23 protein-coding genes and 1 tRNA gene are annotated in these 23,317 nt (G+C 70.4%); 9 read left to right on the top strand and 15 right to left on the bottom strand.

Features of this window, described 5'->3' with window-relative positions; genetic code table 11:
* The first annotated feature begins 1 nt into the window (after nucleotide 1).
* Entirely contained in the window at nucleotides 2–160 is a 159-nt protein-coding gene (locus BLT62_RS17830) for a hypothetical protein (protein WP_162842923.1), read from the top strand.
* Nucleotides 157–795: an anthranilate synthase component II gene (locus tag BLT62_RS01190; protein WP_083362418.1), complete on the top strand. Its 639-nt coding sequence runs from the start codon at nucleotides 157–159 to the stop codon at nucleotides 793–795. The genes BLT62_RS17830 and BLT62_RS01190 overlap by 4 nt, the downstream gene beginning before the upstream one ends.
* Before the next feature lie 96 nt (nucleotides 796–891).
* On the opposite strand, the gene pknB is transcribed toward BLT62_RS01190, so the two are convergent.
* The 7 genes from pknB to BLT62_RS01155 all read right to left on the bottom strand — a co-directional run bounded on the left by pknB (nucleotide 892) and on the right by BLT62_RS01155 (nucleotide 9,814).
* The gene (gene pknB / locus BLT62_RS01185; protein WP_156786209.1) at nucleotides 892–2,589 is read right to left on the bottom strand and encodes a Stk1 family PASTA domain-containing Ser/Thr kinase; all 1,698 of its coding nucleotides are present in this window, start codon (nucleotides 2,587–2,589) and stop codon (nucleotides 892–894) included.
* 69 nt (nucleotides 2,590–2,658) lie between these two features.
* Nucleotides 2,659–4,422 carry a serine/threonine protein kinase gene (locus BLT62_RS01180; RefSeq protein ID WP_083362416.1) on the bottom strand — a complete coding sequence of 588 codons (1,764 nt, stop codon included), beginning with the start codon at nucleotides 4,420–4,422 and terminating at the stop codon, nucleotides 2,659–2,661.
* Nucleotides 4,419–5,873, bottom strand: coding sequence for a peptidoglycan D,D-transpeptidase FtsI family protein (locus BLT62_RS01175; RefSeq protein WP_083362415.1), 1,455 nt, complete (start codon nucleotides 5,871–5,873; stop codon nucleotides 4,419–4,421). The genes BLT62_RS01180 and BLT62_RS01175 overlap by 4 nt, the downstream gene beginning before the upstream one ends.
* The gene (locus tag BLT62_RS01170; protein WP_083362414.1) at nucleotides 5,870–7,261 is read right to left on the bottom strand and encodes an FtsW/RodA/SpoVE family cell cycle protein; all 1,392 of its coding nucleotides are present in this window, start codon (nucleotides 7,259–7,261) and stop codon (nucleotides 5,870–5,872) included. The genes BLT62_RS01175 and BLT62_RS01170 overlap by 4 nt, the downstream gene beginning before the upstream one ends.
* Nucleotides 7,239–8,474: a PP2C family protein-serine/threonine phosphatase gene (locus tag BLT62_RS01165; RefSeq protein ID WP_083362413.1), complete on the bottom strand. Its 1,236-nt coding sequence runs from the start codon at nucleotides 8,472–8,474 to the stop codon at nucleotides 7,239–7,241. Before BLT62_RS01165 ends, BLT62_RS01170 begins: the two co-directional genes overlap by 23 nt.
* A gap of 4 nt (nucleotides 8,475–8,478) precedes the next feature.
* On the bottom strand, nucleotides 8,479–9,078 hold the full coding sequence (locus BLT62_RS01160; RefSeq protein WP_083362412.1) for an FHA domain-containing protein FhaB/FipA: 600 nt from the start codon (nucleotides 9,076–9,078) through the stop codon (nucleotides 8,479–8,481).
* Nucleotides 9,068–9,814, bottom strand: a complete 747-nt coding sequence (locus BLT62_RS01155; protein WP_083362411.1) for an FhaA domain-containing protein — start codon at nucleotides 9,812–9,814, stop codon at nucleotides 9,068–9,070. The genes BLT62_RS01160 and BLT62_RS01155 overlap by 11 nt, the downstream gene beginning before the upstream one ends.
* A gap of 238 nt (nucleotides 9,815–10,052) precedes the next feature.
* Between BLT62_RS01155 and BLT62_RS01150 the strand changes: the two genes are divergently transcribed.
* A tRNA-Leu gene (locus BLT62_RS01150) sits at nucleotides 10,053–10,136 on the top strand.
* A gap of 304 nt (nucleotides 10,137–10,440) precedes the next feature.
* Nucleotides 10,441–11,622: a cobalamin-independent methionine synthase II family protein gene (locus BLT62_RS01145; RefSeq protein ID WP_083362410.1), complete on the top strand. Its 1,182-nt coding sequence runs from the start codon at nucleotides 10,441–10,443 to the stop codon at nucleotides 11,620–11,622.
* A gap of 98 nt (nucleotides 11,623–11,720) precedes the next feature.
* Here the strand turns inward: BLT62_RS01145 and BLT62_RS01140 are convergent, their stop codons facing one another.
* Nucleotides 11,721–13,910 carry an ABC transporter permease gene (locus tag BLT62_RS01140; RefSeq protein ID WP_083362409.1) on the bottom strand — a complete coding sequence of 730 codons (2,190 nt, stop codon included), beginning with the start codon at nucleotides 13,908–13,910 and terminating at the stop codon, nucleotides 11,721–11,723.
* A gap of 257 nt (nucleotides 13,911–14,167) precedes the next feature.
* Here BLT62_RS01140 and BLT62_RS01135 point away from each other — a divergent pair, with 257 nt between their 5' ends.
* Both BLT62_RS01135 and BLT62_RS01130 read left to right on the top strand, forming a co-directional pair.
* On the top strand, nucleotides 14,168–14,803 hold the full coding sequence (locus tag BLT62_RS01135; RefSeq protein WP_083365239.1) for a TetR/AcrR family transcriptional regulator: 636 nt from the start codon (nucleotides 14,168–14,170) through the stop codon (nucleotides 14,801–14,803).
* Nucleotides 14,804–14,933: 130 nt separating this feature from the next.
* On the top strand, nucleotides 14,934–15,233 hold the full coding sequence (locus BLT62_RS01130) for a hypothetical protein (RefSeq protein ID WP_083362408.1): 300 nt from the start codon (nucleotides 14,934–14,936) through the stop codon (nucleotides 15,231–15,233).
* An 84-nt stretch (nucleotides 15,234–15,317) separates the two neighbouring features.
* Here BLT62_RS01130 and BLT62_RS01125 read toward each other — a convergent pair whose 3' ends face one another.
* Nucleotides 15,318–16,049, bottom strand: coding sequence for an esterase/lipase family protein (locus BLT62_RS01125; protein WP_083362407.1), 732 nt, complete (start codon nucleotides 16,047–16,049; stop codon nucleotides 15,318–15,320).
* 50 nt (nucleotides 16,050–16,099) lie between these two features.
* Complete coding sequence (locus tag BLT62_RS01120; RefSeq protein ID WP_083362406.1) at nucleotides 16,100–16,567, bottom strand: MarR family transcriptional regulator; 468 nt, start codon at nucleotides 16,565–16,567, stop codon at nucleotides 16,100–16,102.
* Between the two features lie 116 nt (nucleotides 16,568–16,683).
* Between BLT62_RS01120 and BLT62_RS01115 the strand changes: the two genes are divergently transcribed.
* From BLT62_RS01115 to BLT62_RS01105, 3 genes are all read left to right on the top strand, one after another.
* Nucleotides 16,684–17,301 (top strand): NAD(P)H-dependent oxidoreductase, encoded by a 618-nt coding sequence (locus BLT62_RS01115; protein ID WP_083362405.1) that lies wholly within the window; start codon nucleotides 16,684–16,686, stop codon nucleotides 17,299–17,301.
* An 81-nt stretch (nucleotides 17,302–17,382) separates the two neighbouring features.
* Entirely contained in the window at nucleotides 17,383–18,282 is a 900-nt protein-coding gene (locus tag BLT62_RS01110) for a hypothetical protein (protein ID WP_083362404.1), read from the top strand.
* A complete protein-coding gene (locus tag BLT62_RS01105) occupies nucleotides 18,279–19,076 on the top strand; it encodes a DUF2510 domain-containing protein (protein WP_083362403.1) in 798 nt (265 codons plus the stop codon). Before BLT62_RS01110 ends, BLT62_RS01105 begins: the two co-directional genes overlap by 4 nt.
* A gap of 126 nt (nucleotides 19,077–19,202) precedes the next feature.
* On the opposite strand, the gene BLT62_RS01100 is transcribed toward BLT62_RS01105, so the two are convergent.
* From BLT62_RS01100 to BLT62_RS01080, 5 genes are read right to left on the bottom strand one after another with little or no spacing between them, the layout of a single operon-like run.
* Nucleotides 19,203–19,589, bottom strand: coding sequence for a DUF1304 domain-containing protein (locus BLT62_RS01100; protein WP_083362402.1), 387 nt, complete (start codon nucleotides 19,587–19,589; stop codon nucleotides 19,203–19,205).
* Between the two features lie 42 nt (nucleotides 19,590–19,631).
* On the bottom strand, nucleotides 19,632–20,744 hold the full coding sequence (locus BLT62_RS01095; protein WP_083362401.1) for a DUF2804 domain-containing protein: 1,113 nt from the start codon (nucleotides 20,742–20,744) through the stop codon (nucleotides 19,632–19,634).
* Nucleotides 20,745–20,775: 31 nt separating this feature from the next.
* On the bottom strand, nucleotides 20,776–21,462 hold the full coding sequence (locus BLT62_RS01090) for an HAD hydrolase-like protein (protein WP_083362400.1): 687 nt from the start codon (nucleotides 21,460–21,462) through the stop codon (nucleotides 20,776–20,778).
* Nucleotides 21,463–21,511: 49 nt separating this feature from the next.
* Entirely contained in the window at nucleotides 21,512–22,207 is a 696-nt protein-coding gene (nucS, locus tag BLT62_RS01085; RefSeq protein ID WP_083362399.1) for an endonuclease NucS, read from the bottom strand.
* 9 nt (nucleotides 22,208–22,216) lie between these two features.
* On the bottom strand, nucleotides 22,217–23,293 hold the full coding sequence (locus tag BLT62_RS01080) for a LacI family DNA-binding transcriptional regulator (RefSeq protein WP_083362398.1): 1,077 nt from the start codon (nucleotides 23,291–23,293) through the stop codon (nucleotides 22,217–22,219).
* Between the last annotated feature and the right edge of the window lie 24 nt (nucleotides 23,294–23,317).

Below are 23,317 nucleotides of genomic sequence, written 5' to 3'. Positions count from 1 at the left end.
GATGTACGGTGCTTTATGGCGGGTCCTCCCGGGCCCGGTCTGGCTGCGCATCCTGCTGCTGCTGGTGCTCCTGACCGCGGCTATCTACTCACTTGCCACCTGGGTCTTCCCCTGGGTGGAGACGCTCATCAACAACCAGGAAGCGACGGTCGGCACATGACTCGCGTACTCGTCATCGACAACTATGACAGCTTCGTCTACACGCTGAACGGCTACCTGCAGGAGCTCGGCGCCGAGACCACCGTCGTGCGCAACGACGACTACCCGGTGGCGGATGCCGCGACCCGCGCGGCCGAGTACGACGCTGTGCTGGTCTCGCCCGGCCCGGGCAAGCCCGCCGACGCTGGCGTCTCGATCGCGACGGTGCGTGCCGCCTACGCCGCCGGCCAGCCGCTGCTCGGCGTCTGCCTGGGCCACCAGGCCATCGCGGAGGCGTTCGGCGCCACCGTGACCAACGCCGAGGAGCTCATGCACGGAAAGACCTCGTTGGTCGCCCACGACGACAGCGCGTTCTACGCCGGCGTGCCGCAGCCGTTCACGGCCACCCGCTACCACTCGCTCGCCGTCGTCGAGGAGACGGTCCCGGCCGAGCTGGTGATCACCTCGCGCACGCAGGGTGGGGTCATCATGGGCCTCAGGCACGCCTCAGCGCCGCTCTACGGTGTGCAGTTCCACCCGGAGTCCGTGTTGACGGAGGGCGGGTACCGGATGCTCGGAAACTGGCTGGAGGGCGCCGGGCTGGCCGGGGCCGCGGCGCGCGCGCTCGACCTCAACCCGCTGGTGCGACTGGGCTGAGCCCGGTCGCAGGGCCCTTGGCCGCCCCTGCCCAGCGGGCGGGACGGGCGGGCGCACCGGTCCAGGGTCGATCGGCGCGGGTCAGTCGGCGCCGGGTCAGTCGGCGCAGTAGCTGAGCTTGACCTCTGAGCGCTGCGGCACGTCGCCGGGCGCGAGCGACTGGCGCACGATCGGGTCGTTCGGCTGTGCGTCGCAGCTGTCGTCGGGAACCGGTGTCGCGGTGAGCTGCAGGTCGGGGCCCTGCAGGATGGACGTCGCCGCGCTGAGCGTCTGGCCCGTCAGGTCGGGCAGCGCCACGAGCCCGCTGGAGATCGTCACGTCGACGGTGTCGCCCTCGTGGCCCTCCGTGCCGGCTGCGGGCATGGTGCTGAGCACGGTGTCCGCGGCGATGGTCGGCGAGTTCTGCTTGGTCGTGAGGCCGAGCTGGAAGCCGGCAGCCGTGAGCTTCGCCTCGGCGTCGGCGAGGCTGATGTTGCTGACATCCGGGATGGCGACCGCCGTCTTGCCGGTGGACACGTAGACCTTGATCGTCGTGTTGGGGGTGACGATGGTTCCGGCGACGGGATCGGTGCGAACCACCTGGTCGGCGGGCACCGTGGAACTGGCCTCGCGCATCTCGGTGGCCTGCAGCTCCTGCGCGGCCAGGGCCTCCTGCGCCTGGGCGAAGCTCTGCCCGGTGAGGGCAGGCACCTCGCGGGAGGAGGGCGGCAGCTCGGTGCTGGGGCTCAGGTTCATCGCCCAGAGCATCACCGTGATGACGATGACGATGACGCTCATCACGCCGGCCCAGATCCAGAGAGCGGGTGGGCGGCGCTGGGTGCGCACCATGTTGGTGTCTTCGGAGAGCTGTTTGAGCGCCAGTTCTGACGCGGAAACGGCGTTCGGGTTCTGGCTGAACAGCGCGGTTGCCGCGGACTCGGGTGCCGGGTGGATCGGCACGTGGCCGGCGGCGGCCATCTCCAGCTCCGAGCGGAACTCCGCGGCGCTCTGGTAGCGCTGATCCCTGTCCTTCGTCATCGCGCGGGCGACAACGGCGTCGAGCGCGGGGGAGACCTTCGGGTTGAAGCTGCTCGGCTTGGGGGCAGCCTCCGAGACGTGCTGGTAGGCGACGGCCACCGGGGTGTCGCCGCGGAAGGGGGGACGCGCGGTGAGCATCTCGAACAGCACGACACCGGTCGAGTAGAGGTCGGTGCGGGCATCGACGATCTCGCCCTTGGCCTGCTCCGGCGAGAAGTAGGAGGCGGTGCCGAGGATGGCGGTGGTCTGCGCGACCGTGGTCGAGGAGTCCGAGATCGCGCGGGCGATGCCGAAGTCCATGACCTTGACCTGGCCGTTGCGGGTGATCATGATGTTGCCCGGCTTGATGTCGCGGTGCACGACGCCGGCTCGGTGGGAGTACTCGAGAGCGGTGAGCACGCCCTCGAGGATGCGCACGGCCTCCGTTGAGTCGAGCGGGCCCTGCCGGATGATGTCCTTCAGCAGTGTGCCGTCGACGTATTCCATCACGATGAAGGGGAGCTGGGTCTCGTGCCCGCTGGGGTCGGTGACCGTCTCCTCGCCGGCGTCGAAGACGCGCACGATCGTGGGGTGCGCCATGCGAGCGGCCGCCTGGGCTTCCTGGCGGAAGCGGGTACGGAAGGCCGGGTCGCTGGCCAGCGACGGCTTCAGCAGCTTGATGGCCACTGTGCGCCCCAGACGCGAGTCGGTGCCGCGGTGCACATCCGACATCCCGCCGCGCCCAATGAGCTCGCCCACACGGTAGCGCCCAGCGATCAGGCGACCTTCCTCAGACAAAACAAATCTCCCTCATAGCTCGGCGCACTTACGTGATATTACCCTCGGATGGGTGTCGTGCCGGTGCTACTAGGGCTTCGTGCTCGATCCCGGGGTCGGCGTTGGTGCCACTGCCTCGGGCGTGGCCTCGGAAACGTCGACGGTCAGCGCCGGCGAGCTCGGCGATTCGAACGGGCCGCAGAAGTACGTGAAGGTGACCGAGAACGGTTCGTTGCCCGCGGTGATGACCGCGGTGCGCGATCCGCCGGGGCTCTGGTCCTGCACCTTGACGGTTGCGTCGCCGCCGGACACGCTGACGCCGTATCCGCTCAGCTCCTGGCCGCTGGGGCAGCTCTGCGCCGGCCACGAGATGGTGACGTCGCTGCCCGGTTCGAACGGCTCGGAGCCTCCGGCCAACGAGGGCGCGGAGCTCGGGGCGCTCGGCATGACCACATCGCCCCAGACGGTGACCGTGATGGTCGTGCCGATGGCGACGTTCTTGCCGGTGGGGTTGACCGCGTAGACCCGGTTCACGTCGTCCTGCGAGGTCGCGGCGTTGCCGGTCTTGACGTCGGCCGTCATGCCGAGCTCGCCGAGCTTGCCGCGGGCCTCGTCGGCGGTGAGGCCGATGAAGTCGGACTCGACGATCGCGGCCGTGGTCGGGGCCGGAGGAGGCGTACTCGGCTTGACCGACGGGGTCGTCGGCGGGGTCGAGGCCACGGTCGACGGAGTGGTGGGCGGCGTCTTCGGTTCGTTGTTCTGCGTCGCGAGGGCCACGATGGCGCCGATCAGCACGATCGCGAGGAGCGCGATCAGCGCGATGAGCGGCCAGGTCCACGGGCTGCGCTTCTTCTTCGGCTTCTCGGTGACGGTGGTGTCGGCCGCCGTCATCGAGCCGGCGATTCCGCTCGTGGCGGGCAGGATCGTCGTGGCGGCCGTCGGCGCGCCCTGCTGGGTCGGGAAGAGCGCGGTGAGGTCGTCGCCCGCCGCGGTGAGCCCGGCGATGGCCGGCACGGAGGCGGCGGCCGCCTGCACGTCGCCGCGGCGCAGCGCCGTCGCCGCCCGCGCGAGGTGCGCGGCGGAGGCGGGCCGTTCGGCCGGGTTCTTGGCGATGCAGGCGAAGACGAGGTTGCGCACCGGCTCGGAGACGGTGAGCGGCAGCTCCGGCGGGGCCTCGTTGATCTGGGCCATCGCGATGGCGACCTGCGACTCGCCCGTGAACGGCCGTCGGCCGGCGAGGGCCTCGTAGGCGACGATGCCCAGGGAGTAGATGTCGGTCGTGGGGGAGGCCGGGTGGCCGGAGGCCTGCTCGGGGGAGAGGTACTGCACCGTTCCCATGACCTGGCCGGTGGCGGTCAGCGGCACCTGGTCGGCGATGCGGGCGATGCCGAAGTCGGTGATCTTGACGCGGCCGTCGGGCGTGATGAGGAGGTTGCCCGGCTTGATGTCGCGGTGCACCAGGCCGGCCGCGTGCGCGGCGTGCAGGGCAGACGCGGTCTGCGCGACGATGTCGAGCACCTTGTCGGTGGGAAGCACGTGTTCGCGCTCGAGGATCGTGGAGAGCGCCTCACCGGGCACGAGCTCCATCACGAGGAAGGCGCTGCCTTCTTCCTCGCCGTAGTCGAAGACGTTGGCGATGCCCTCGTGGTTGACCAGTGCGGCGTGGCGGGCCTCGGCACGGAAGCGCTCGAGGAACCCCGGGTCGCCGAGATATTCGTCCTTCAGGATCTTGATGGCAACCTGGCGGCCGATGACGAGGTCTGTGGCCTGCCACACCTCGCCCATGCCGCCGATCGCGATCCGCGAAAGGAGCTCGTATCGTCCCCCGAAGGTGAGCCCTGTTGTAGGTCTCATTTATTCAGCACCGCCTCTAGTACCTGTTGTGCGACCGGTGCGGCAAGAAGGTTGCCGTACCCCGTTTGGCCCAATCCCCCGCCGTCCTCGATGAGGACGGTTATCGCAAACTCTGGATCATTTGCGGGAGCGAAACCGGTAAACCAGAGAGTGTACGGAAGGTCTCCGCCGTTCTCTGCTGTGCCTGTTTTACCGGCGACACTAACCCCGTCTATTCTTGCATTACTCGCGGCCCCGTTCTCGACTCCGTTGACCATCATTTCGGTCATCGTCGCGGCGGTTTCCGGGCTGATCGCGCGCTGGAACTCGCTGGCCTCGAAGGTCTGCAGCGGGCTGAGGTTCGGAGCGGTGATCAGCTCGACGAGATTCGGGTTCATCACCATGCCGCCATTGGCGATCGCGGCGGAGACCATCGCCATCTGCATGGGGGTCGCGCGGACATCGAACTGGCCGTATGCGCTCATCGCCGTCTGGGCGTCATCGAGCCCGCGCGGGTAGGTGCTGGCCTCGACCGCGAGCGGGATGTCGAACTCGGTGTTGAAGCCGAAGCGCTCGGCCTGCTCGCGGATGGCGGTGTCGCCGAGCGCGATGCCGAGCTCGGCCATCGGCACGTTGCAGCTCAGGCGCAGAGCGGTCGCGATGGTGACGGTCTCGCCGCCGCCGCAGTCGTCGCCGCCGCTGTTGCGGATGACGGTGTCGGTGCCGGGGAGCTGGAAGGTCAGCGGGTTCGGGAACTCGCTGTCCGGCGTGTACTTGCCCGACTCGAGGGCCGCGGCCACCACGACGAGCTTGAAGACGGACCCGGGAGGGTTCATGTCGCCGCCGATGGCGCGGTTGATGAGGGGGTCGCCGGGGTCGGCGAGCAGCGCGGCATAGGTCTCGTCGACGATCTCTCCGTCGTGCACGGCGAGTGCGTTGGGGTCGAAGTCGGGCTTGGAGACCATGGCGAGGACGCGGCCCGTCTTCGGCTGGGTCACGACGACGGCGCCGGTGTAGTCGCCGAGGGCGTCCCAGGCGGCCTGCTGGGCGACAGGGTCGATGGTCGTGCTCACCGCGGCGCCCTTGCGCTCCTGTCCGGTGAACAGGCGCTCCAGCGAGTCCAGGAACTGCGAGTTGGCGGTGCCGCTCAGGTAGCTGTTGAGCGCGCCCTCCAGGCCGGTCGGCTCGCCGTTGACAGGGAAGAAGCCCGTGATCGGGGCGTACAGCGTTCCGTTGCTGTAGAGGCGCTGGAACATGTAGTTGTCGTCGGACGGCACCGACTCCGCCACCGGGGAGCCGCCGACCAGGATCGGGCCGCGCTCCACCTTGTAGCTGTCGTAGAGCGTGCGCTGGTTGCGCGCGTCGTTGCGGAGGTTGTCGGACTGCAACACCTGGATGACCGTGGCCGAGCTGAACAGGGTCAGGAACATCAGGAAGACGACGACGCTCACACGCTTGAGTTCGCGGTTCATTCGTTCACCACCAGACGGGGCTGATTGCGCACCGTGTCGGAGAGGCGCAGGAGGAGGGCTGCGACGATCCAGTTCGCCACGAGCGAGGAGCCGCCGGCCGCCAGGAACGGTGTGGTCAGGCCGGTGAGCGGGATCACGCGGGTGACGCCGCCGATCACGATGAAGCACTGGAGCGCCACGACGAAGGCGAGCCCGACGCCGAGCAGCTTGCCGAAGTCGTCCTGGCCGGCGAAGCCGATGCGGAACCCGCGGGCGATGAAGAGCAGGTAGAGCGCGAAGATCGCGAACAGCCCGGCCAGGCCGAGCTCCTCGCCGAGGCTGGCGATGATGTAGTCGCTCTGCGGCACGGGGGTCAGGTCGGGGCGGCCCTGGCCGAGGCCAGTGCCGAGCAGCCCGCCGTTGGCCAGGCCGAAGATGCCCTGGACGAGCTGGTAGCTGCCGCCCGGCGCGTCGTAGACGGCCGGGTTGAAGGCGTCGAGCCAGTTCGTGAAGCGCCCGTTGACGTAGTCGAGGGTCTGGCTGGCCACGAGGGCGCCACCGAGGAACAGGCTGAAGCCGAGCAGCACCCAACTGAGCCGGCCGGTGGCGACGTAGAGCATGACCATGAAGAGGCCGAAGTAGAGCAGTGCGGTTCCGAGGTCGCGCTGGAACACGATGACGGCCATCGAGAAGGCCCAGACCACGAGCAGCGGGCCGAGGTCGCGCATGCGCGGCATCCGCATGCCGAGGAACTTGGTGCCGACCATGGAGAGACTGTCGCGGTTGCGCACGAGGTAGCCGGCGAAGAACACGGCGAGGGCGATCTTGGCGATCTCACCGGGCTGGAAGGTGGCGAACTCGCCGATGCCGATCCAGACGCGGGCGCCGTTGACCTCGCGGCCGAGGCCCGGCACGAGCGGCAGCAGCAGCAGGGCGAGTGCGATGAAGCCGGCGACGTAGGTGTAGCGGAACAGCACCCGGTGGTTGCGGATGACGATGATGACGACGATCGCCGCGATGATCGCCATCGCGCTCCACACGATCTGGCGCACGGCGGCGCTCGCCCAGCCGACGTCGCCGTAGGCGAGGTCGATGCGGTAGATCATGGCGATGCCGATGCCGTTCAGCACGGTGGCGATCGGCAGGATGAACGGGTCGGCGTCGCGGGCGACGAAGCGCATCGCCACATGCATGCCGAAGACGAGGAGCGAGAGGCCGGCGCCGAGCACGATGAGCGTGGTGTCGATGTGACCGAGCGCGCCGAGCTGCACCAGCACGATGGCGATGGCGTTGATCGCGCAGGCGGCGATGAGCAGCAGCAGCTCGAGGTTGCGGAACTTCTGGGGGATGCGGATGCGGCGCACGGGGTTCGATGCCGTCTGCGCGCTACTCCGGGACACGGCTGGCATCCAATCTGGCCACGATTTCTCGGGCCTCTGTGAGCGATCCGGCGCTGATGGTGGCCTCGACGATCTTCTGGTCGTATGGCTTCAGGTCGGCCAGGGCGATGTCGGTCTTCACGTACAGCTCGTTGAGGTCGATCGGGCCGAGGCTCTGCTGCACGCCGCGGTAGATGGCGACGGTGCCGCTGGAGCTGCCGACGAAATAGCGGGTCTGGGTCCACTGGTAGGCGAGCACGCCGGCGACCACGATGGCCGCGGCGATCGCGATGATCGAGCCGAGCCAGACGGCGCGGCGGCGGCGCACGCGGCGGCGGTCCTCCTCGATGAGCTCGTCCAGGTAGTCCTGCGAGTCCGGCTCGAAGTGGCTCTCGCGCACGGGGTGCAGGCGGAACGGGGGCAGGCGCATGGTGCGGGCGCGAACCGGCTCCGGCGACGCGAAGCTGAGTGGGGAGGCGGCGGAGCCGACGACCAGCGGGTCGGTGCGGAGCGGCGAGGTCTCGCCGATGTCGACGATCACGACGGTGACGTTGTCGGGCGCCCCGGCATCCAGTGCGTCCTTGACCAGGCGCTGGGCGAGGTCGTGGGCGCGGCCGCCCTGGGTGAACTCGGCGCGGATCTGGTCCAGCGAGACCACGCCGCTCAAGCCGTCGGAGCAGATCAGCCAGCGGTCGCCGGTGCGGGTGGCCAGGATCGAGGTGTCGATCTCCGGCGCGGAGTCGACGTCGCCGAGCACGCGCATGAGCACGCTGCGCCGCGGGTGGACGGCCGCCTCCTCCTCGGTGATGCGCCCGCTGTCGACGAGGCGCTGCACGAAGGTGTGGTCGACGGTGATCTGCGAGACGTCGCCGTCGCGGAAGAGGTAGATGCGGGAGTCGCCGATGTGGGCGATCGCCACCTCGTCGCCGAGCACCGCGAGGGCGCTGACCGTCGTGCCCATTCCGGTGAGCTCGGTGTGCTCGAACACCGTCTCGGCGAGCAGCGCGTTGGCCCCGATGAGGGAGGCCTGCAGCGCGAACTCGGCCTCTTGTGGGGTGGTGTAGACCTGGTCGGCCTCGGCGATGCGGGTGATGGCGATCGCGGATGCCACATCTCCGCCGGCGTGGCCGCCCATGCCGTCTGCGACCACGAACAGCCCGGTCCCGGCGAGGCCGGAGTCCTGGTTGTTCGAACGGATGCGCCCGACGTGTGAGACCGCCGCGCTGTCAGAGACCTTCGCCATGCGCCTACCGTCGCAGCTCGAAGGTCGTTGAGCCGATCTTCACCGTGGCGTTCAGTGGGACCGGGGTGGGGACGGTGACCCTGGCCCCGTCGAGGAAGGTTCCGTTGGTGGAGTCGAGGTCTTGCAGCATCCACTGGTCGTTCCACAGCATGAGGCGCGCGTGGTGGGTGGAGGTGTAGTCGTCGCGGATGACGATGGCCGAGTCGCTGGAGCGGCCAATCGTGATCTCGTCGCGCCCGAGGGGGAACTCGGCGCCGGCTTTGGCGCCGGAGGTGATGACGAGCCGGTGCGCCGTCTGCGCGCTGGCGACGTCCCTCCCGAAGGCGGGTGTCAGAACGGGTTCGGCGACGGCGGCCGCACTGGCCGAGACGGGCCCGGCCGGGGCCGGGGAGGCGAAGACGGGGGCCGCGGCGGCGGGCTTCGGCGGGGAGCTGTGGCCGTTGCCGGCCGGCGGGGCCGTTGCGACGGCATCCGTCGGCTGCAACTTGCGCACGCGCTGGCCGAACAGATCGGAGCGCAGCGCGTAGACGATGGCGAAGACGAAGAGCCAGAGCAGCAGCAGGAATCCGAGCCGCAGCACCAGCAGGGTGAGCTCACTGGTCACGGGGCCCCCAGAAACCGTCCATGTTGTTGCGCTGGGTGGCGTCGCCGGGGCCGTCGGCCGGGCGGACGGGCGCGGCCTGGGCCAGCACACGGAAGGTGATGTTCGTGCGGCCGATGGTGATGACCGAGTCGGGCTCGAGCACGGCCTCCGTGACGGGGGAGCCGTTGAGCTTGGAGCCGTTGGTGGAGCCGAGGTCGCGCACCTTGGCTCGCCGCCCGTCCCACACGATCTCGACGTGGCGCCGGCTGGTGCCGGTGTCTTCGACGGTGATGTCGGCGTCGCTGCCGCGGCCGATCACGGTGCGCGCCTTGGTGAGCGGGTGCCGCTGGCCGTTGATGTCGACGACGGGCGCCCAGGAGACCTCGCCCTTGACGTTGCTCGAGTCGACCTGCACCATGCCGAGGCTGAGCCCCGGGTCGCTCTGCAGGGTGATCTCGAGGGGGCCGGCGAACTGGAACCCCTGGCTCGCGGCGTGCCGCTGCACGAGTTGGGAAAGCTCGTCGGTCAGTGCCGGGCCGAGGGAGCGCATGCGCTCGTAGTCGTCGGCGCTCATGCGCACGGCGAGCCTGTTGGGCACGAGCACGCGGTCGCGGGAGACCACGGCGGCCTGCGTGTCGAGTTCCCTGCGGAGGGCGGCGGTGATCTCAACCGGCTGCAGCCCCGAGCGAAACGTCTTCGCAAAGGCGCCGTTCACGGCGCGCTCGAGACCTTTCTCGAAGTTGTCCAGTAAGCCCACAGCTCACCTGCTTCCAGTTCTGATGACTATCAAATGTTAGTCGGGCACGCTGGGAACCCGCCTTTGTGGCGCACTTTCCCGCTTGTTGTCCGGGTGATTCGGAGGGCTTCCCCCGCAAAACTCGCCCTTGAGGATGACAGGTCTTGGGGCCGGGCGCATCTTTTCCGGAAGTCGCGACACTCCGGGCGAACCCCTCAAATGGTGCTCGGCTTGCTGGCGTGATAATCTCAACGAGTTCGCGCGAGTGGCGGAATTGGCAGACGCGCTGGCTTCAGGTGCCAGTGCTCGAAAGGGCGTGGGGGTTCAAGTCCCCCCTCGCGCACGCGAATATGAGTTTGGATGCCAAACAGCTCAGACAGAAGGCCCCCGAGGAATCGGGGGCCTTCTGCTTTTAACGCGCGGATGCCGCCCGCGCAGGTGGGGCCGCTGCCGGGAGCGACCGCGGGGCCGTCACGCAGAGACACACTCCACCGTCACCAGACCCGCGGTTCGCTAGCGTGGAAAGCGGCTCGGAAACCGGAAGCCTCCGCCTTGAGCGGCCTCGTCGTTGAGGCCTGCAAGAGCCTTGGCCACCCCTGGCGATCGGCGCGCGAAGTCCGCCGATCAGCCACTCCCCGAGGAGCATCATGTCGAACATCGCCACCACCACTTCCGGAAGCCTGCCGCGCACGCAGGCCCTCATCGAGGCGAACGCCGCCCGCGCGCTCGCGGACGACGGCTTCAGCCTGCAGAGCACGACCGAACTCGATGAGCTGACCGCACGCGCAGTCTCGGATGTCGTCGAGAAGCAGCGGGCGGCCGGGATCACGCTCGTCGGCGACGGCGAGTTCGGAAAGGCCATGTCGAACCCCGTCGACTACGGCGCCTGGTGGTCATACTCCTTCCAGCGCGTCAGCGGGCTCTCGCTGACCGAGGTCAACGCGTTCAACGAGGCCCCGGTCCGCTCGGAGCCGGGCGCCGTCCGGCTGACGAGCTTCCTCGACCGCCGCGACCGCCAGCTGTTCCCCGCCGTCTACGCGGAAGCCGTGGAGGTCGGCCGCAACGCCACCGCCTTTCCCACCACCACCGGGCCGCTGGCCTACCGCGGTCAGGATGCCGTGGCATCCGACATCCGCAACCTGAAGTCCGCACTCGCCGACGGCGAACAGGGCTTCCTCACCGCGATCGCCCCCGGCTCCGCCTCGCGGGTGCGCAACGAGCACTACGCCACCGATGAGGAGCACCTCTTCGCGTGGGCTGACGCGCTCCGCGAGGAGTACCGTGCCATCGTCGACGCCGGACTCATCCTGCAGCTCGACGATCCGTCGCTGGCGGAGAACTGGGACCAGATCAACCCCGCGCCCACCGTCGCGGAGTACCAGGCGTTCACGCGTCTGCGTGTCGAGGCCCTCAACCACGCGATCGACGGGCTCCCCAAGGAGCAGATCCGGCTGCACCTGTGCTGGGGCTCCTGGCATGGGCCGCACACGACCGACATCGAGCTGCAGGACATCCTCCCGGTCATCCTCAAGGCGAACGTCGGCTCGATCTCGTTCGAGGCGGCCAACGCCCGCCACGAGCACGAGTTCGGCGTGTGGGCGGATGCCGCCGTGCCCGACGACCTCGTGCTCGTCCCCGGCGTCGTCGGCCACGCCACCAACGTCGTGGAGCACCCGGAGCTCGTCGCCCAGCGCATCCGCCGCTTCGCCGGCATCGTCGGCGCGGACCGTGTGATCGCCTCGACCGACTGCGGTCTCGGTGGCCGGATCCACCCCGACCTCGCCTGGGCAAAGCTCGCCGCTCTGGGCGAGGGCGCGCGGCGCGCCTGACCCACCGGCTGGCGCGGCATCCGCTCCGCGCCACTTCGTGCCCTCTACGCCATTTCAGGTGGCGCAGAGGGCGCGAAAGTGGCGCAGAGCGGGCGGCCTCACCGCTGAGCGCGCCGCTTCTGCACGGCGCTGATCACGAGGTTCGCGGCCAGGCCGCACATGCCCCAGGCCACGAGGGTCAGCAGGGCCGGGCCGACGCCCGCGCCGCCGTAGTAGGTGATCCCGCGGACGGCGTCCAGGGCAGCCGGCAGCGGCAGCACGTCGTGCAGCGTCTGGAACAAACCGGGCTGCATATAAGTGGAGAGGCCGCCGCCGGATGCCGGCACCCCGACGAACATGAACACCGTCACGACCGGCACGACCGCGAGCAGGCCCATCACCCGCGAGATCGCCGCCGTGACCAGCCCGAGGCTGGCGATCGTCAGCACGCCGATGCCGAGCAGCGACCAGACGGGCCCGTGATAGGCGCCGACCAGGGGCCCGGCGATCAGCCAGATGGTCACTGACATGAACGCCGACCAGCCGAGCAGCGTCGGCAGCTGCTTGCGCAGGCGCAGCGCCCACGGGGCGCCGCCGGTCAGCACCGTGATCCCGAGGAACCCGGCCATCACCCAGCCCATGCTGATGTACAGGCTGACGGAGCCGCCGGTGTCGCTCGCGGTCAGCGGCGCGACGTCGACCTGCTCGAGCTCAACGCCGGCCTGCTGCGCCGCCTGCTGGAAGACGCGCTGCAGCACCATCTGCTGGCCGGTGCCCGCTGCGCCGGCGGAGTACAGCGTGGCGCTCGGGTGGGCGGCATCCGGCAGCACGAGGGCCCCGACGAGCTCGCCGCTGTAGACGAGGTCGCTGGCCGCCTGTGCCGAGTCCTGCGTGCTGAGGGCGAGCATGTCGCCGGTGCCCCCGGCCAGTCCGTCGGCGAACTGCTGCGCCGCTCCCTCTGTGCTGCTCACGATCGCGACCGGGAGCCCGACCGGGGTCGGGCTGTGCATCGCGGTGAGCATGAGGCCGAGCATGAGCGCGACCATGGAGAAGGGGAACGCGGCGAGCATCAGGTAGCGCACCGGCCGGGAGCGCGGCTTGCCGCCAGCCAGCGGCACGAGGCGCGCGGCGCGCGGCGACGCCGCGGCGACGGCAGCGGAGGCAGCGACGGGCGCTGCGGCATCCGCCTGGCCCGTGATCGCCGTGTTCCCGGCGTCGTCCGTGGTCTCGGATGCCGCGGCGAGCAGCGCCTTGGCCTGCTTGCGCCGGCGGAGGGCGTCGACGCCGGCCGTGGCGAGCAGCGCGAGCACGATCGCGACGACGAACCGGACCAGGTAGCCGAGCGCACCGGCGCCGCCGAAGTACAGCACGGAGCGCAGCGCCTCGCCCGCTCCCGGCAGCGGCAGGATCCCGTGCAGCCAGCCGAAGAAGCCGGGCATGGTGTGCACCGACATGGCCAGGTTCGACGCGGGCATGCCGAGCACCACCACCAGCAGCATGCCGACGAGCACCGCTGCCGCGCCAAGGATGCGGGAGAGGAAGAGCTGGACGAGGCCGATGCTGAAGACGGTGAGCCAGCCGATGCCGAGGATCGCCGCCGTGTGACCGCTGAACGAGCCGATCACGGGGCCGGCGATGAACCAGACGAGCGCGCTGATGAGCGCGGACCAGCCGACCCAGACGGGCACGAAGCGGCGCAGCTTGAGGAGTTCTGGGGCGCCCGTGAGCACGAGGCCGATGGGCATGTAGCCGGCCAGCATGAGCGCCATCGCCATGAACATCGCCGCGATTCCGGCGCTGTCTCCGGCCGGCAGCGGGGTGAGCTCGTCGACCTGGATGTCCATCCCGGCATCGATCGCGACGGGCGCGAGGATCTGCTGCACGACGGAGGCCTGCGAGGCGCCGGCCGCGGATGCCGTGTGGATCACGGCCGTGGTGTCGGCCGAGTCGTTGCCCGGCAGCTCGATGGCGCCGGCGATCTCGCGGTCGTGCAGCAGCTGGAGCGCCTCGTCGGTGGTGTCGACGATGCGGATGGAGGCGGGGGAGTTCTCGGCGCGCTCCAGCCCGAAGACGACGTCCTGTGCGAGCTCACCGCTGCCGATGACGGCGACCGGCATGTCGTGCGGGGAGGGAGCGTGCATGGTGGCGAGGTACACGCTCGTGGTCATGATCACCATGAGGAAGGCGAAGACGAGCGATCCAATCACCGTGGCGATGGCGGTCTTGCGCTCCTTCTTCGCGGCAAGCGCGGCGGTCGCGTCGAGGTCGGGCTGGCCGTCGAGATGGACGGGGGAGGGTTTCTGAGGCATCTGTCTTCCTGGCCGGCACGCGGCCGCGATCGAGTGCGCGCCGTCGGTGCGGCGCGGAGGGGTGTGGCCTCCTGGATTCGACGCAGACCCGGACGACGCGCCGGTGCGTTTCCAGGGGGCGGCGATGGGGACCCGGATAAACCAATATAAGTCATGTGACTTATAAAGGGAAATTGGCGGGTAGAATCGGGGTGATCGCCCCGGGCCTCGGCCCGTCCGACGGGCGAGATGTCGACGAGTGATGATCGGTGGAGAACGTGGCCAGACCCAGCGCGCCTGCCAAGGACGCCCTGATGAACGCGGCCGAGCGGCTGATCGCCCAGCACGGCATCGCGCAGGTGTCCAGCCGCCGGATCGCCGAGGAGGCCGGCAACACGAACCACTCGGCCGTCGCCTACCACTTCGGCAGCCGCGAGGGCCTGCTGCAGCAGATGGTCGAGCGCCAGGTCTCCGAGCTGGAGCCCCGGCGGGCCGCCATGATCGATGCCCTCGGCGACGACGGCGAGATCATCGACTACGTGCGGGCGACCGTGCTGCCGATGACGGAATCGCTCGGTGCGCTGCCGCAGCCGAGCTGGCGCGCGCGCTTCATCCGGCAGGCGCTGGCCGATCCCGCGATCGGGCACCTGTTCGACGAGGACCCGCTGCTCGCCCCGAGCCTGCGCCGGGTTGCGCGGATCCTGCACACCCGCCTCAGCCACATCCACCCGGACGTCATCAACGGCCGCTTCACGCTGATGGCGCACATGATCACCGCGGCCTGCGCCACCTACGAGGAGCGCATCAGCGAGCACCCGGAGCAGGCGGACTGGTCGGCAACCGGCCGCTTCCTGACGGATGCCGCCGCCGGCCTGGTCAGCGCACCGGACACCTCCGGGATGACCTCCGCATAGGGGCCGGGCGCTCGGGTCGAGTGCACGGGCCGGGCGCTCGGCCCGAGGCGAGGGCCCGGGTGGGTGCCGCGGCATCCGTTGCCCGCGCGGGGCACCCTCGCTACACTCGGGCCCACGACCAAGGGGGTGGATGGACGCGCAGACGGATCCCGTCGGCGTGCGGCCCGTGTTGGGCAGCGCGGTCGGCGCACTCGTGGTCGGGCTCGCGGCGCTGTGCTTCGTCGCGCTGCCGCTGATCGGTGCCCCGCTGGGCGCCGTGGCCGTGGTGAGCGGGCTGCTCGCGCGCCGGGAACTCCGGCGCAACGAGGCCGTGCGCGGCTCCCGGATCTCGCTCGCCGGATTCCTGCTCGGCGCGACCGTGCTGGCTTTCGGCGCGCTGCTCCTGCTGCTGCCGTTCCTGCTGGCCGCCCTCAGCGCACTCAGGGCATAGGCGGCCTCGGGCGGGACCGGTCTCGGACAGAGTCGGTCTCGGCCAGGGTCGGCCTCGGCCCGCGTCGGTCTCGGCGGGCCTGTCTCAGGGCACCGGCGGCTGCGGTGCGCGCAGCAGGCCGCCCACGGCGCGCTCCACGGTCTCGCCGAGCAGCCTGTTGCCGAGCGGGAGGAAGTGGCCGGCGATCGGCATCTCGATGTTCAGGGCCCCGTCGAGGGCGCTCTTGTCGGGGATGTGCGGGTCGAACTCGGCGTACACCGAGACGATCTTGCCGTTCGGGTTGCGCTGACCGGCGAGCCACTGCAGCACCTCGTCCTGCGGCGAGAAGGCGCGCAGCGTCGACGTGGGCAGGAAACGGGCATAGCTGGAGCCGGAGAACGGCGTGGAGACCGCGACCATGCCGACGATCCCGAGCCCGAGTGGGGCGGCGTCATCCGTCGCCATCAGCTGCTTGCCGATCAGCCCGCCCTTGCTGTGGGCGAGCAGGATGACGCGGTCGAGGCCGTGCTCCGCGCGCAGGCGGGCGAGGGCGACCGCCACCACCTCGGCTGAGCGGGTGATCGGCATCCGGTTCAGGCCGAGCTCCGGCACGGCGAACACGCGATGCCCCCTGGCGTTCAGCCGCTGGGCGAGCGGTTCCAGGAACAGCCACGTCTCGTAGACGCCGGGCAGCAGGATGACGGCGGGCAGCTCGGGGCTGCCCTCGGCGAAGGAGCCCGGTCGGCGCCGCTTGAGCAGCGACCTGGCCTGCTGCCAGCCCGCATAGACGTAGTCGAGCCACCACCAGAATGGCCGCTCCCACCGCCGAATGGTCATCTGCCTATTGTGCGCCCCCCGGCGCCCTGCCGCTCCCGGAGATTGTGTGGTTATGCCGCGGCCGGCGGGGTGAAATGGGCCAGCGTCGCGATGGCCTGGTCGAGCTGCTGCTGCGGCAGCTGCGGCGCGTAGCCCGCGACGATCGCACGCCCCCGCTCGAGCAGGCTGCGGCCGGATTCCGTCAGGCGCACCGTCTTGTCGCGCCGGGACTCCGCCGACACCGCGGCCGCGACGAGCCCGGCTTGCGCTGCGGCGTCGACGTGCCGGCTGACGCTGCTCTTGTTCATGCCGAGCAGCGCCGCGATCACCTGCTGATTGAGCGCGCAGTCGGGGTCGTCGAGCGTGCAGAGCAGTGCGTAGCGGGCCAGCGGCACGCCGAGCTCGCGCTGCAGTCGTGCGTCGAGCGCCGCTTCCATCGCCGCCGCCGTGTGCCGGGCCTGCAGCCAGAGCGCGATGAGCTGCTCCTCCGCGTCGAGGGGGGCCGGGGGTCTGCCGGCGGCGCCGGGGGTGTCTGCCATGGCCCCAGTCTAGCCAACACGGTTGCGCAAGCAACTGTTTCAGGTGAAACTGTTACGCGTGGCATCCGGCCGCCCGGCACCGGCTCGGCGTCCGTCCACCCGAGTGAGAGGCCGTCATGCATGTTCTCGTCGTTTTCGACCACCCCTACGGTGCGGAGGCGCACGAGAACGTGCCGCACAACCGCAGCCTGGCCGCCGCAGCGCTGGACGCGGTGCGGGGCGGGCTCGCGGCCGCCGGGCACAGCGTCGACATCGCCGACCTCGCCGCGGAGGGGTTCGACCCGGTGATGAGCGCGGCCGAGTTGCGCGCCTGGCGCACCGGAGGGCCGATGCGGGAGGATGCCGGCGCCCTGCAGCGCCGGCTCTCCGCGGCCGACCACCTGGTCTTCGTGTTCCCCGTCTGGTGGATGGCGATGCCGGCCGGCACGAAGGGGTTCCTCGACCGGGTGCTGGCCAAGGGCTTCGCCTTCGACGAGCCGCGGATCGGCGGCGCCCTGCGCAGCAGGCTGCCGCGGCTGCGCGGGGTGAGCGTCGTCTCGGTGATGACGACGGATGACACGCTCTACCGCTGGTGGTTCGGCCGGCCGGCCGCCGCCATCCTGGGCCGCGGCACCTTCCGCCTGATCGGCATCCGCCGCTTCCGGCACATCTCGATCGGCCGCTCCACCCAGCGCGGCGCGGCCAGCCGGGCGCGGGCACTCGCCGGTGTGCGGCGGCGCTTCGCCGCGCTCTGAGCCGGCGGGGCCACGACGGAAAGCGCAAGTTGCGCCGGGGCGCTGTCACGGAGTGGCCGCCGCGCCCGGTAGCGTCGGAGTATGAGTGTTTCCGTACCACCGCTCGGCCTGCTCCTGGACGTCGACGGCCCGATCGCCAGTCCCGTGACGCGCACGATCGCGATCGAATCGATCATCAGCGACCTGGTGACGCTGGCGGATGCCGGAATCCCCATCGTGTTCAACACGGGGCGCTCCGACGCCTTCCTGCGCGAGGAGGTCGTCGCCCCGCTCGTCGCGGCCGGCCTGCCGGAGCACGCCCGCGTCTTCGCGGTCTGCGAGAAGGGCGCCGTCTGGTTCGCGATCACCCCGGAGGGTGCAGGCGAGATTCACGTGTCCAGTGAGCTGGCCGTTCCGGCCGCCTACGGCGCAGCGATCGAGCAGCTCGTCGCGGAGCGCTTCTCCGAGCACATGTTCTTCGACCAGACCAAGCGCGCCATGGTCTCGGTGGAGCAGCACAAGCACGTCGAGAGCGCCGACTACCGGGCGCAACAGGCGGCGTTCGACGCCGCGGCCTTCGCCGAGATGGGGCGCCACGACTTCGGCGTCGAGCACGACGGGGTGAGCGCCGCGGCATCCGACGGCGAGGTGGCCTACCGGGTCGACACGACGATCATCTCCACGGACATTGAATCGGTCCAGCTCGGCAAGGACCTCGGCGCGATGCGCGCGCTCGAGATGCTGCGACCGAACGGGCCGCTGCCGCTGCAGTGGCGCACCGTCGGTGACTCACGCACCGACTACGCCATGGCCGACTGGCTGAACGAGCAGGGCTACACGGTGGCGCACGTGGATGTGCGGCCCGCCGATGGCGTGCCGGAGAAGCCCTACCCCGTGCTGACCGCCGGGAATCTGATTCACGACGAGGCGGGGGCGGCTTTCCTCGCCCGCTGGGTTGAAATGGTGCGCGGCACGGCCGCCCAGGATGGAGATGTGCGATGACCTTGAGCTCCCCGAACGCCACGCTGCCGGCCGCCGGCTGGTACGCAGACCCGCAGGACGCCGCGCAACTGCGCTGGTGGGACGGCTCCCAGTGGAGCACGCACACCTCCCCGGCGCCGCAGCCGACCGCCCCTGCGCGCGTCGCACCGGCCTACGGTGAGTACGTGAGCCCGGCCGCCCAGGCACAGGGGGCGCCTGCGTACGGCGGGCGGGCCACGGCCGCACACCCCTCTTCCGCGCAGCCCTATTCTGCGCAGCCGTACTTGGCCCAGCCGTACGGCTCGCAGCCCTACTCGATGTCGGCTGCACAGCCGGGCCTCGGGCAGGGCGCGCCGACGACGGGGTGGCAGATCTGGGCCATCGTGCTGATGCCCCTCGTCTCGCTGCTGCTCCTGTTCACCTGGGACTTCCGGTCGTTCCTGCAGCTGGTGCTGGAGAACCCGGACGTTTCAGAGGCGACGCTGCTGATGAACCCCGGCTACGCGCTGATGACGCTCGGCAGCTGGGCGCTCGCCGCCGCCCTGATCGTGTTCGCCGTGCTGGACTGGCGCTGGCTCGGCCAGCAGGGCTACCCGCGCCGCTTCCACTGGGCGTGGGCCATCCTGAGCAGCTTCGTCTACGTGATCGGCCGCTCCATCGTGGTCAAGCGCCAGGCCGGGCGTGGCCTCGCCCCGATCTGGGTCGCGCTCGCCGTCAACGTCATCACCGCCGTCGCGGCGATCGTGTGGGTCTTCTCCATCATCGACATGTTCATCAGCTCGACCCCGGGATTCGTACCGGGCATCGCCTCCTAGACCCTCGGGTGCCGGCATCCGCCGTGCGCCACTTTCTGCGCCCCGCGCCACCTCTGCCGGCGCGCAGCGCAGAAAGGGGCGCAGCGGCGCGGTCCTGGGCGCGCGCGTGCTGAGGCGCTCGCGGGCCTAGCCGAGCAGCGCGATCAGCAGCAACACCAGGCCGATCAGCGGCGGGGTCAGCTGCATGAGGGCGGCGCGGAGCTTCCGGCGGTCGGAGGTGAGAAGCACCAGGCCCGCCGCCACCATCGATCCGGCCCCGGCGAAGAGCAGCGCGGCGCCCGGAGCCAGCGCGCCGGCGGCCGCGAAGCCGATGCCGACCGCCACGGTGATGGCGAGGAACAGGTTGTAGAAGCCCTGGTTGTAGGCGAGCTGCCGGGTGGTGGCGGCATCCGCCTCGCTCGTGCCGAAGGTCTTGCGGGTCGACGGAGCCGTCCAGCGCAACGACTCGAGCACGAAGATGTAGACATGGATCAGCGCGGCGAGGGCGAGGAAGATCAGGGCGAATGTGAGCATGAGACAATTCTGCCCGCTCAGACGACCGCGCCGAAAGCGGCGCTACCAGCGGTTGTGCACGTGCTCGGCCCAGCCGTAGACGCCGTCGACCCGCAGCACGGCGCCGGTCTCGTCGGTGGCCGTGCCGCTGTAGCTGCCGAAGCACTGGTGCGTCTCGGAGCCGACGACGAGCATGTTGGTCTGCGAGGAGCGGTCGAACTCGGGGGTGAAGACGAGGTCGAGGTGCTCGCCGCGGATGCGCCACGGGGCCAGGAAGTCGCTCGTCGAGTACTCCCAGACCAGCTCGTCGCCGTACTTGGTGAGCCGGCCGTCGACGGCGAGTGAGTTCTCGGTTGACCCGGTTCCGGCCGTCCACTTGCCGCCCAGCTGCAGGCCGATCCGCTTGCCGTCGACCACGCCGGATGCCGCGCCCCAGTTCCACGTCATCGAGTACGGCCAGCGGCCCCGGCCGTGGTCGAGGGTCGCCCAGGAGTCGCCGGCGGGCAGCTCGTGCCGCACGCCGTCGATGGTGACGCTGCCGCGGGCTGGCCGGGCCACGTCCTTGACGGTGTACTGGAACAGCCGCTCGCCCCACGGCACGACGACGCCCATGCCCTCCTGGCCGGCGGGCCGCTCGGCGACGATGTCGATGCTGACCCGGGCCGAGGCTGCCCGCAGCCGGGTGCCGCCCGTGTCGGCAGCCGGAGCGCCAGAGGCGGCATCCAGCTCGCCTGCATTCATCTCGCCTGCATTCATCTCGCCTGCATTCATCTCGTCTGCATGCATCTCGTCAATGTCGATGGTGAGCGCCTTGGAGCGTGCCCGGGCCGGGCCGGTGCCGAGCGTTCCCGGCAGGGTCGCGCTGCCGGTCAGCGGGCTGATCGCGACGAGGTCGATCTCCTCGCCGGTGGCCCGATCCCGTACCCAGAGCTGGTGCAGGCTGGCGTAGTCGAGGCTCGACACGGTGATGCTCACGATGTGGGTCGGCGAGGTGACGGCCCAGTACTCCCAGCGCTTGTTGCGGCCCCAGCCGTAGCTGCCGCGGCCGATGCGATCGGTGTCGATCAGCGGATGCCGCACCCAGCCGACCGCGGCCGGGTTCAGCCTGCCGTTCGGCAGGCAGAGCGAAACGGACGCCGTGATCTCGCGTTCGGTCGTCGTCTGGGTGCGCGTCATGGGAACTCCGTTGTTCGTGGCGGCGGGTTTTTTAGCCGAGCAGCTTCTTCGCGAGCTGGTCGGTGGAGTACACGGTGGCGTAGGCGTCGGCGGCCTCGGCGGGGGAGCCGTAGCCCCACTCGACGAGGATCGTCGGCACGCCGTTGGCGGCCGCGCCGATGGTGTCGTAGCTGCGGTCGCCGACCATGACGGCGCGGGAGACGTCGTGCCCCTGCTCCTCCAGGCGGCGCAGGGCCTCGGCCACGATGTCGGCCTTGGCGCTGCGGCTCTCGTCCTCGGTGGCGCCGCAGATCACGTCGAAGTACTGGGCCAGGTCGAAGGCCTCGAGGATGCGCGTCGCGACGGTCTCCGGCTTGCTGGTGGCCAGGGCCAGCGGCACGCCGGCCGCCTTGATGCGCTCGATCAGCCCGGCGACCCCGGGGAAGACGGCGGTGTCGAGGGCGCTGCCGTTGTAGTCGGCGCGGTAGGTGCGCATGGCCTCCCAGGCCTGCTCCTCGTCCATGCCGGCGCGCGCGCGGAAGGAGTCGAGCAGGGGCGGGCCGACGTAGGCGAGCAGCTCGGCGGCATCCGGAACCGGCCGGCCGAGGGTCTCGAAGGTGCGGGCCAGGGAGGCGGTGATGCCGGGGGCCGAGTCGGTGATGGTGCCGTCGAGGTCGAACAGGATGGCGGACCAGGTGCTCGTCGCGGTCGTCACGGTAGTCAAGGTGGGGGTACTCACCGAGCCATCCTACGGTTCGGCCGCTGGGAGTCGGCCTATCGACACCGGATTAGAAGAGGCGGTGGTGCCCGTCGTCGAGGCCGCGCATGGCGTCGTAGTCGAGCACGAGGCAGCGGATGCCGCGGTCCTCGGCCAGCGTGCGGGCCTGCGGCTTGATCTCCTGCGCCGCGAAGACGCCCTGCACGGGGGCGAGGTGCGGGTCGCGGTTCATCAGCTCGAGGTAGCGGGTCAGCTGCTCGACGCCGTCGATGTCGCCGCGGCGCTTGAGCTCGACCGCGACGGCGCCGCCCGCGGCATCCCTGGCCAGGATGTCGACCGGGCCGATCGCCGTCATGTACTCGCGGCGCACCAGGGTGTGGCCGTCGCCGAGCAGCTCGATCTGCTCGGCCAGCAGCTTCTGCAGGTGCGCCTCGACGCCGTCCTTCTGCAGGCCGGGGTCGATTCCGAGCGGGTGGTCGCTGTCGTGCTCGACCTCGTAGATGCTGACCACGAGCTTGTCGGCGGTCTTGGTGTGCGTGACCGTCCAGAGCTCGGTGATGCCGGCCGCGGCCTGGTCCTCGTCCGGCTCGCTCGCGGCGAGCGTGCACGGCGGGCTCATCCAGTTCAGCGGCTTGTAGCTGCCGCCGTCGGAGTGCACCAGCAGGCTGCCGTCGGCTTTGACCATCAGCAGGCGCTTCGCGAGCGGCAGGTGGGCGGCGAGGCGGCCGGCGTAGTCGACGGAACAGGTAGCAATGACAAGGCGCACCGTCTGAGTTTAGACGCTTCGACCTGTGCTCTCGGATGCCGCGGCGCTGTGCCTCGGATGGGCGGGCCCGACGAAGGTCTCGCGGTAAACGGCGACCGGCGTGGAGGGGTCGCCGGTGGGGGCGTCGCCGCTCAGCGCGGCGTCCAGGACCCGCATGATCTGGGCTCCGTTGGCGCCGACATCGATGCAGACGGTGCTGACGGCCGGGCGCACCTGGGCGGCCAGCGGCACCTCCTCGCAGGAGATCAGGGCGAGCGCTCCCGGCACGGGGATGCCGAGGTCTTCCGCGGCGCGCAGGGCGCCGAGGGCCATGGGCAGCGTGCCGACCACGAGGGCGTCGACGGCCGGGCGCTCCCGGAGCAGGGCGGTCACGGCCTGCCGGGACAGCTCGAAGTCGTACCCGCCGTCGATCTCGATCGCGGGGGCACCAACGCGGCGGAGGGCCCGCTCGTAGCCCAGGCGGAGCTTGTCGGCGTGCGTGCCGTCGGCACGCCCGACGAGGAGGGCGACCGATCGGGCCCCGGAGTCGATGAGCTCGTCGGTGGCCCGTGCTGCGGAATCCAGGTGGCCGCTGTCGGCGACGTGCGCGCCCTCCACGCCCGACGTGCCCATCGTGGTGAGGACGGGGATCCCCTGGCGCACGAGCGCGGCTATGGCGGACTGCGCCTCGGGGGAGTCGATCGGGTCGGCGGTGGCGATGATCGCCGCGTCGATGCCCTGGCTGGGCAGCTTCTCGAGCACCCGCACCAGGCGGCCCTGGCTGTGGGCGAGGTCGTGCAGGGCGACGGTCATTCCGCGGGCCTCGGCCGCGGCGGCGATCACCTGGGCGAGGGCGCCGTGGAACGGCTGGGCGATGTCGCCGACGATGAGCGCGATGGTGCCGGTGCGCCCGATGCGCAGCGTGCGTGCCGCGGCGCTCGGGTGGTAGTTGAGCCGTGCGGCGGCGTCGTTCACCTTGTCGAGCGTTGCCGCGGTGACGCGCTCCGGCTCGTTGAGCACGCGGGAGACGGTCGTGCGCGAGACGCCGGCCAGGCGGGCGACGTCGAGAATCGTCGCCGCGCCCGCTGTTGCGTCTCTGCCTGTCATCCTTGCGATCTTAGTGTCGCCCGC

Origin of the sequence: Microterricola viridarii (genome assembly GCF_900104895.1) — a bacterium.
Lineage (GTDB): Bacteria > Actinomycetota > Actinomycetes > Actinomycetales > Microbacteriaceae > Microterricola > Microterricola viridarii.
The sequence above is the reverse complement of the archived record's forward strand: the minus strand, read 5'-3'. Positions and strand labels throughout refer to the sequence as shown.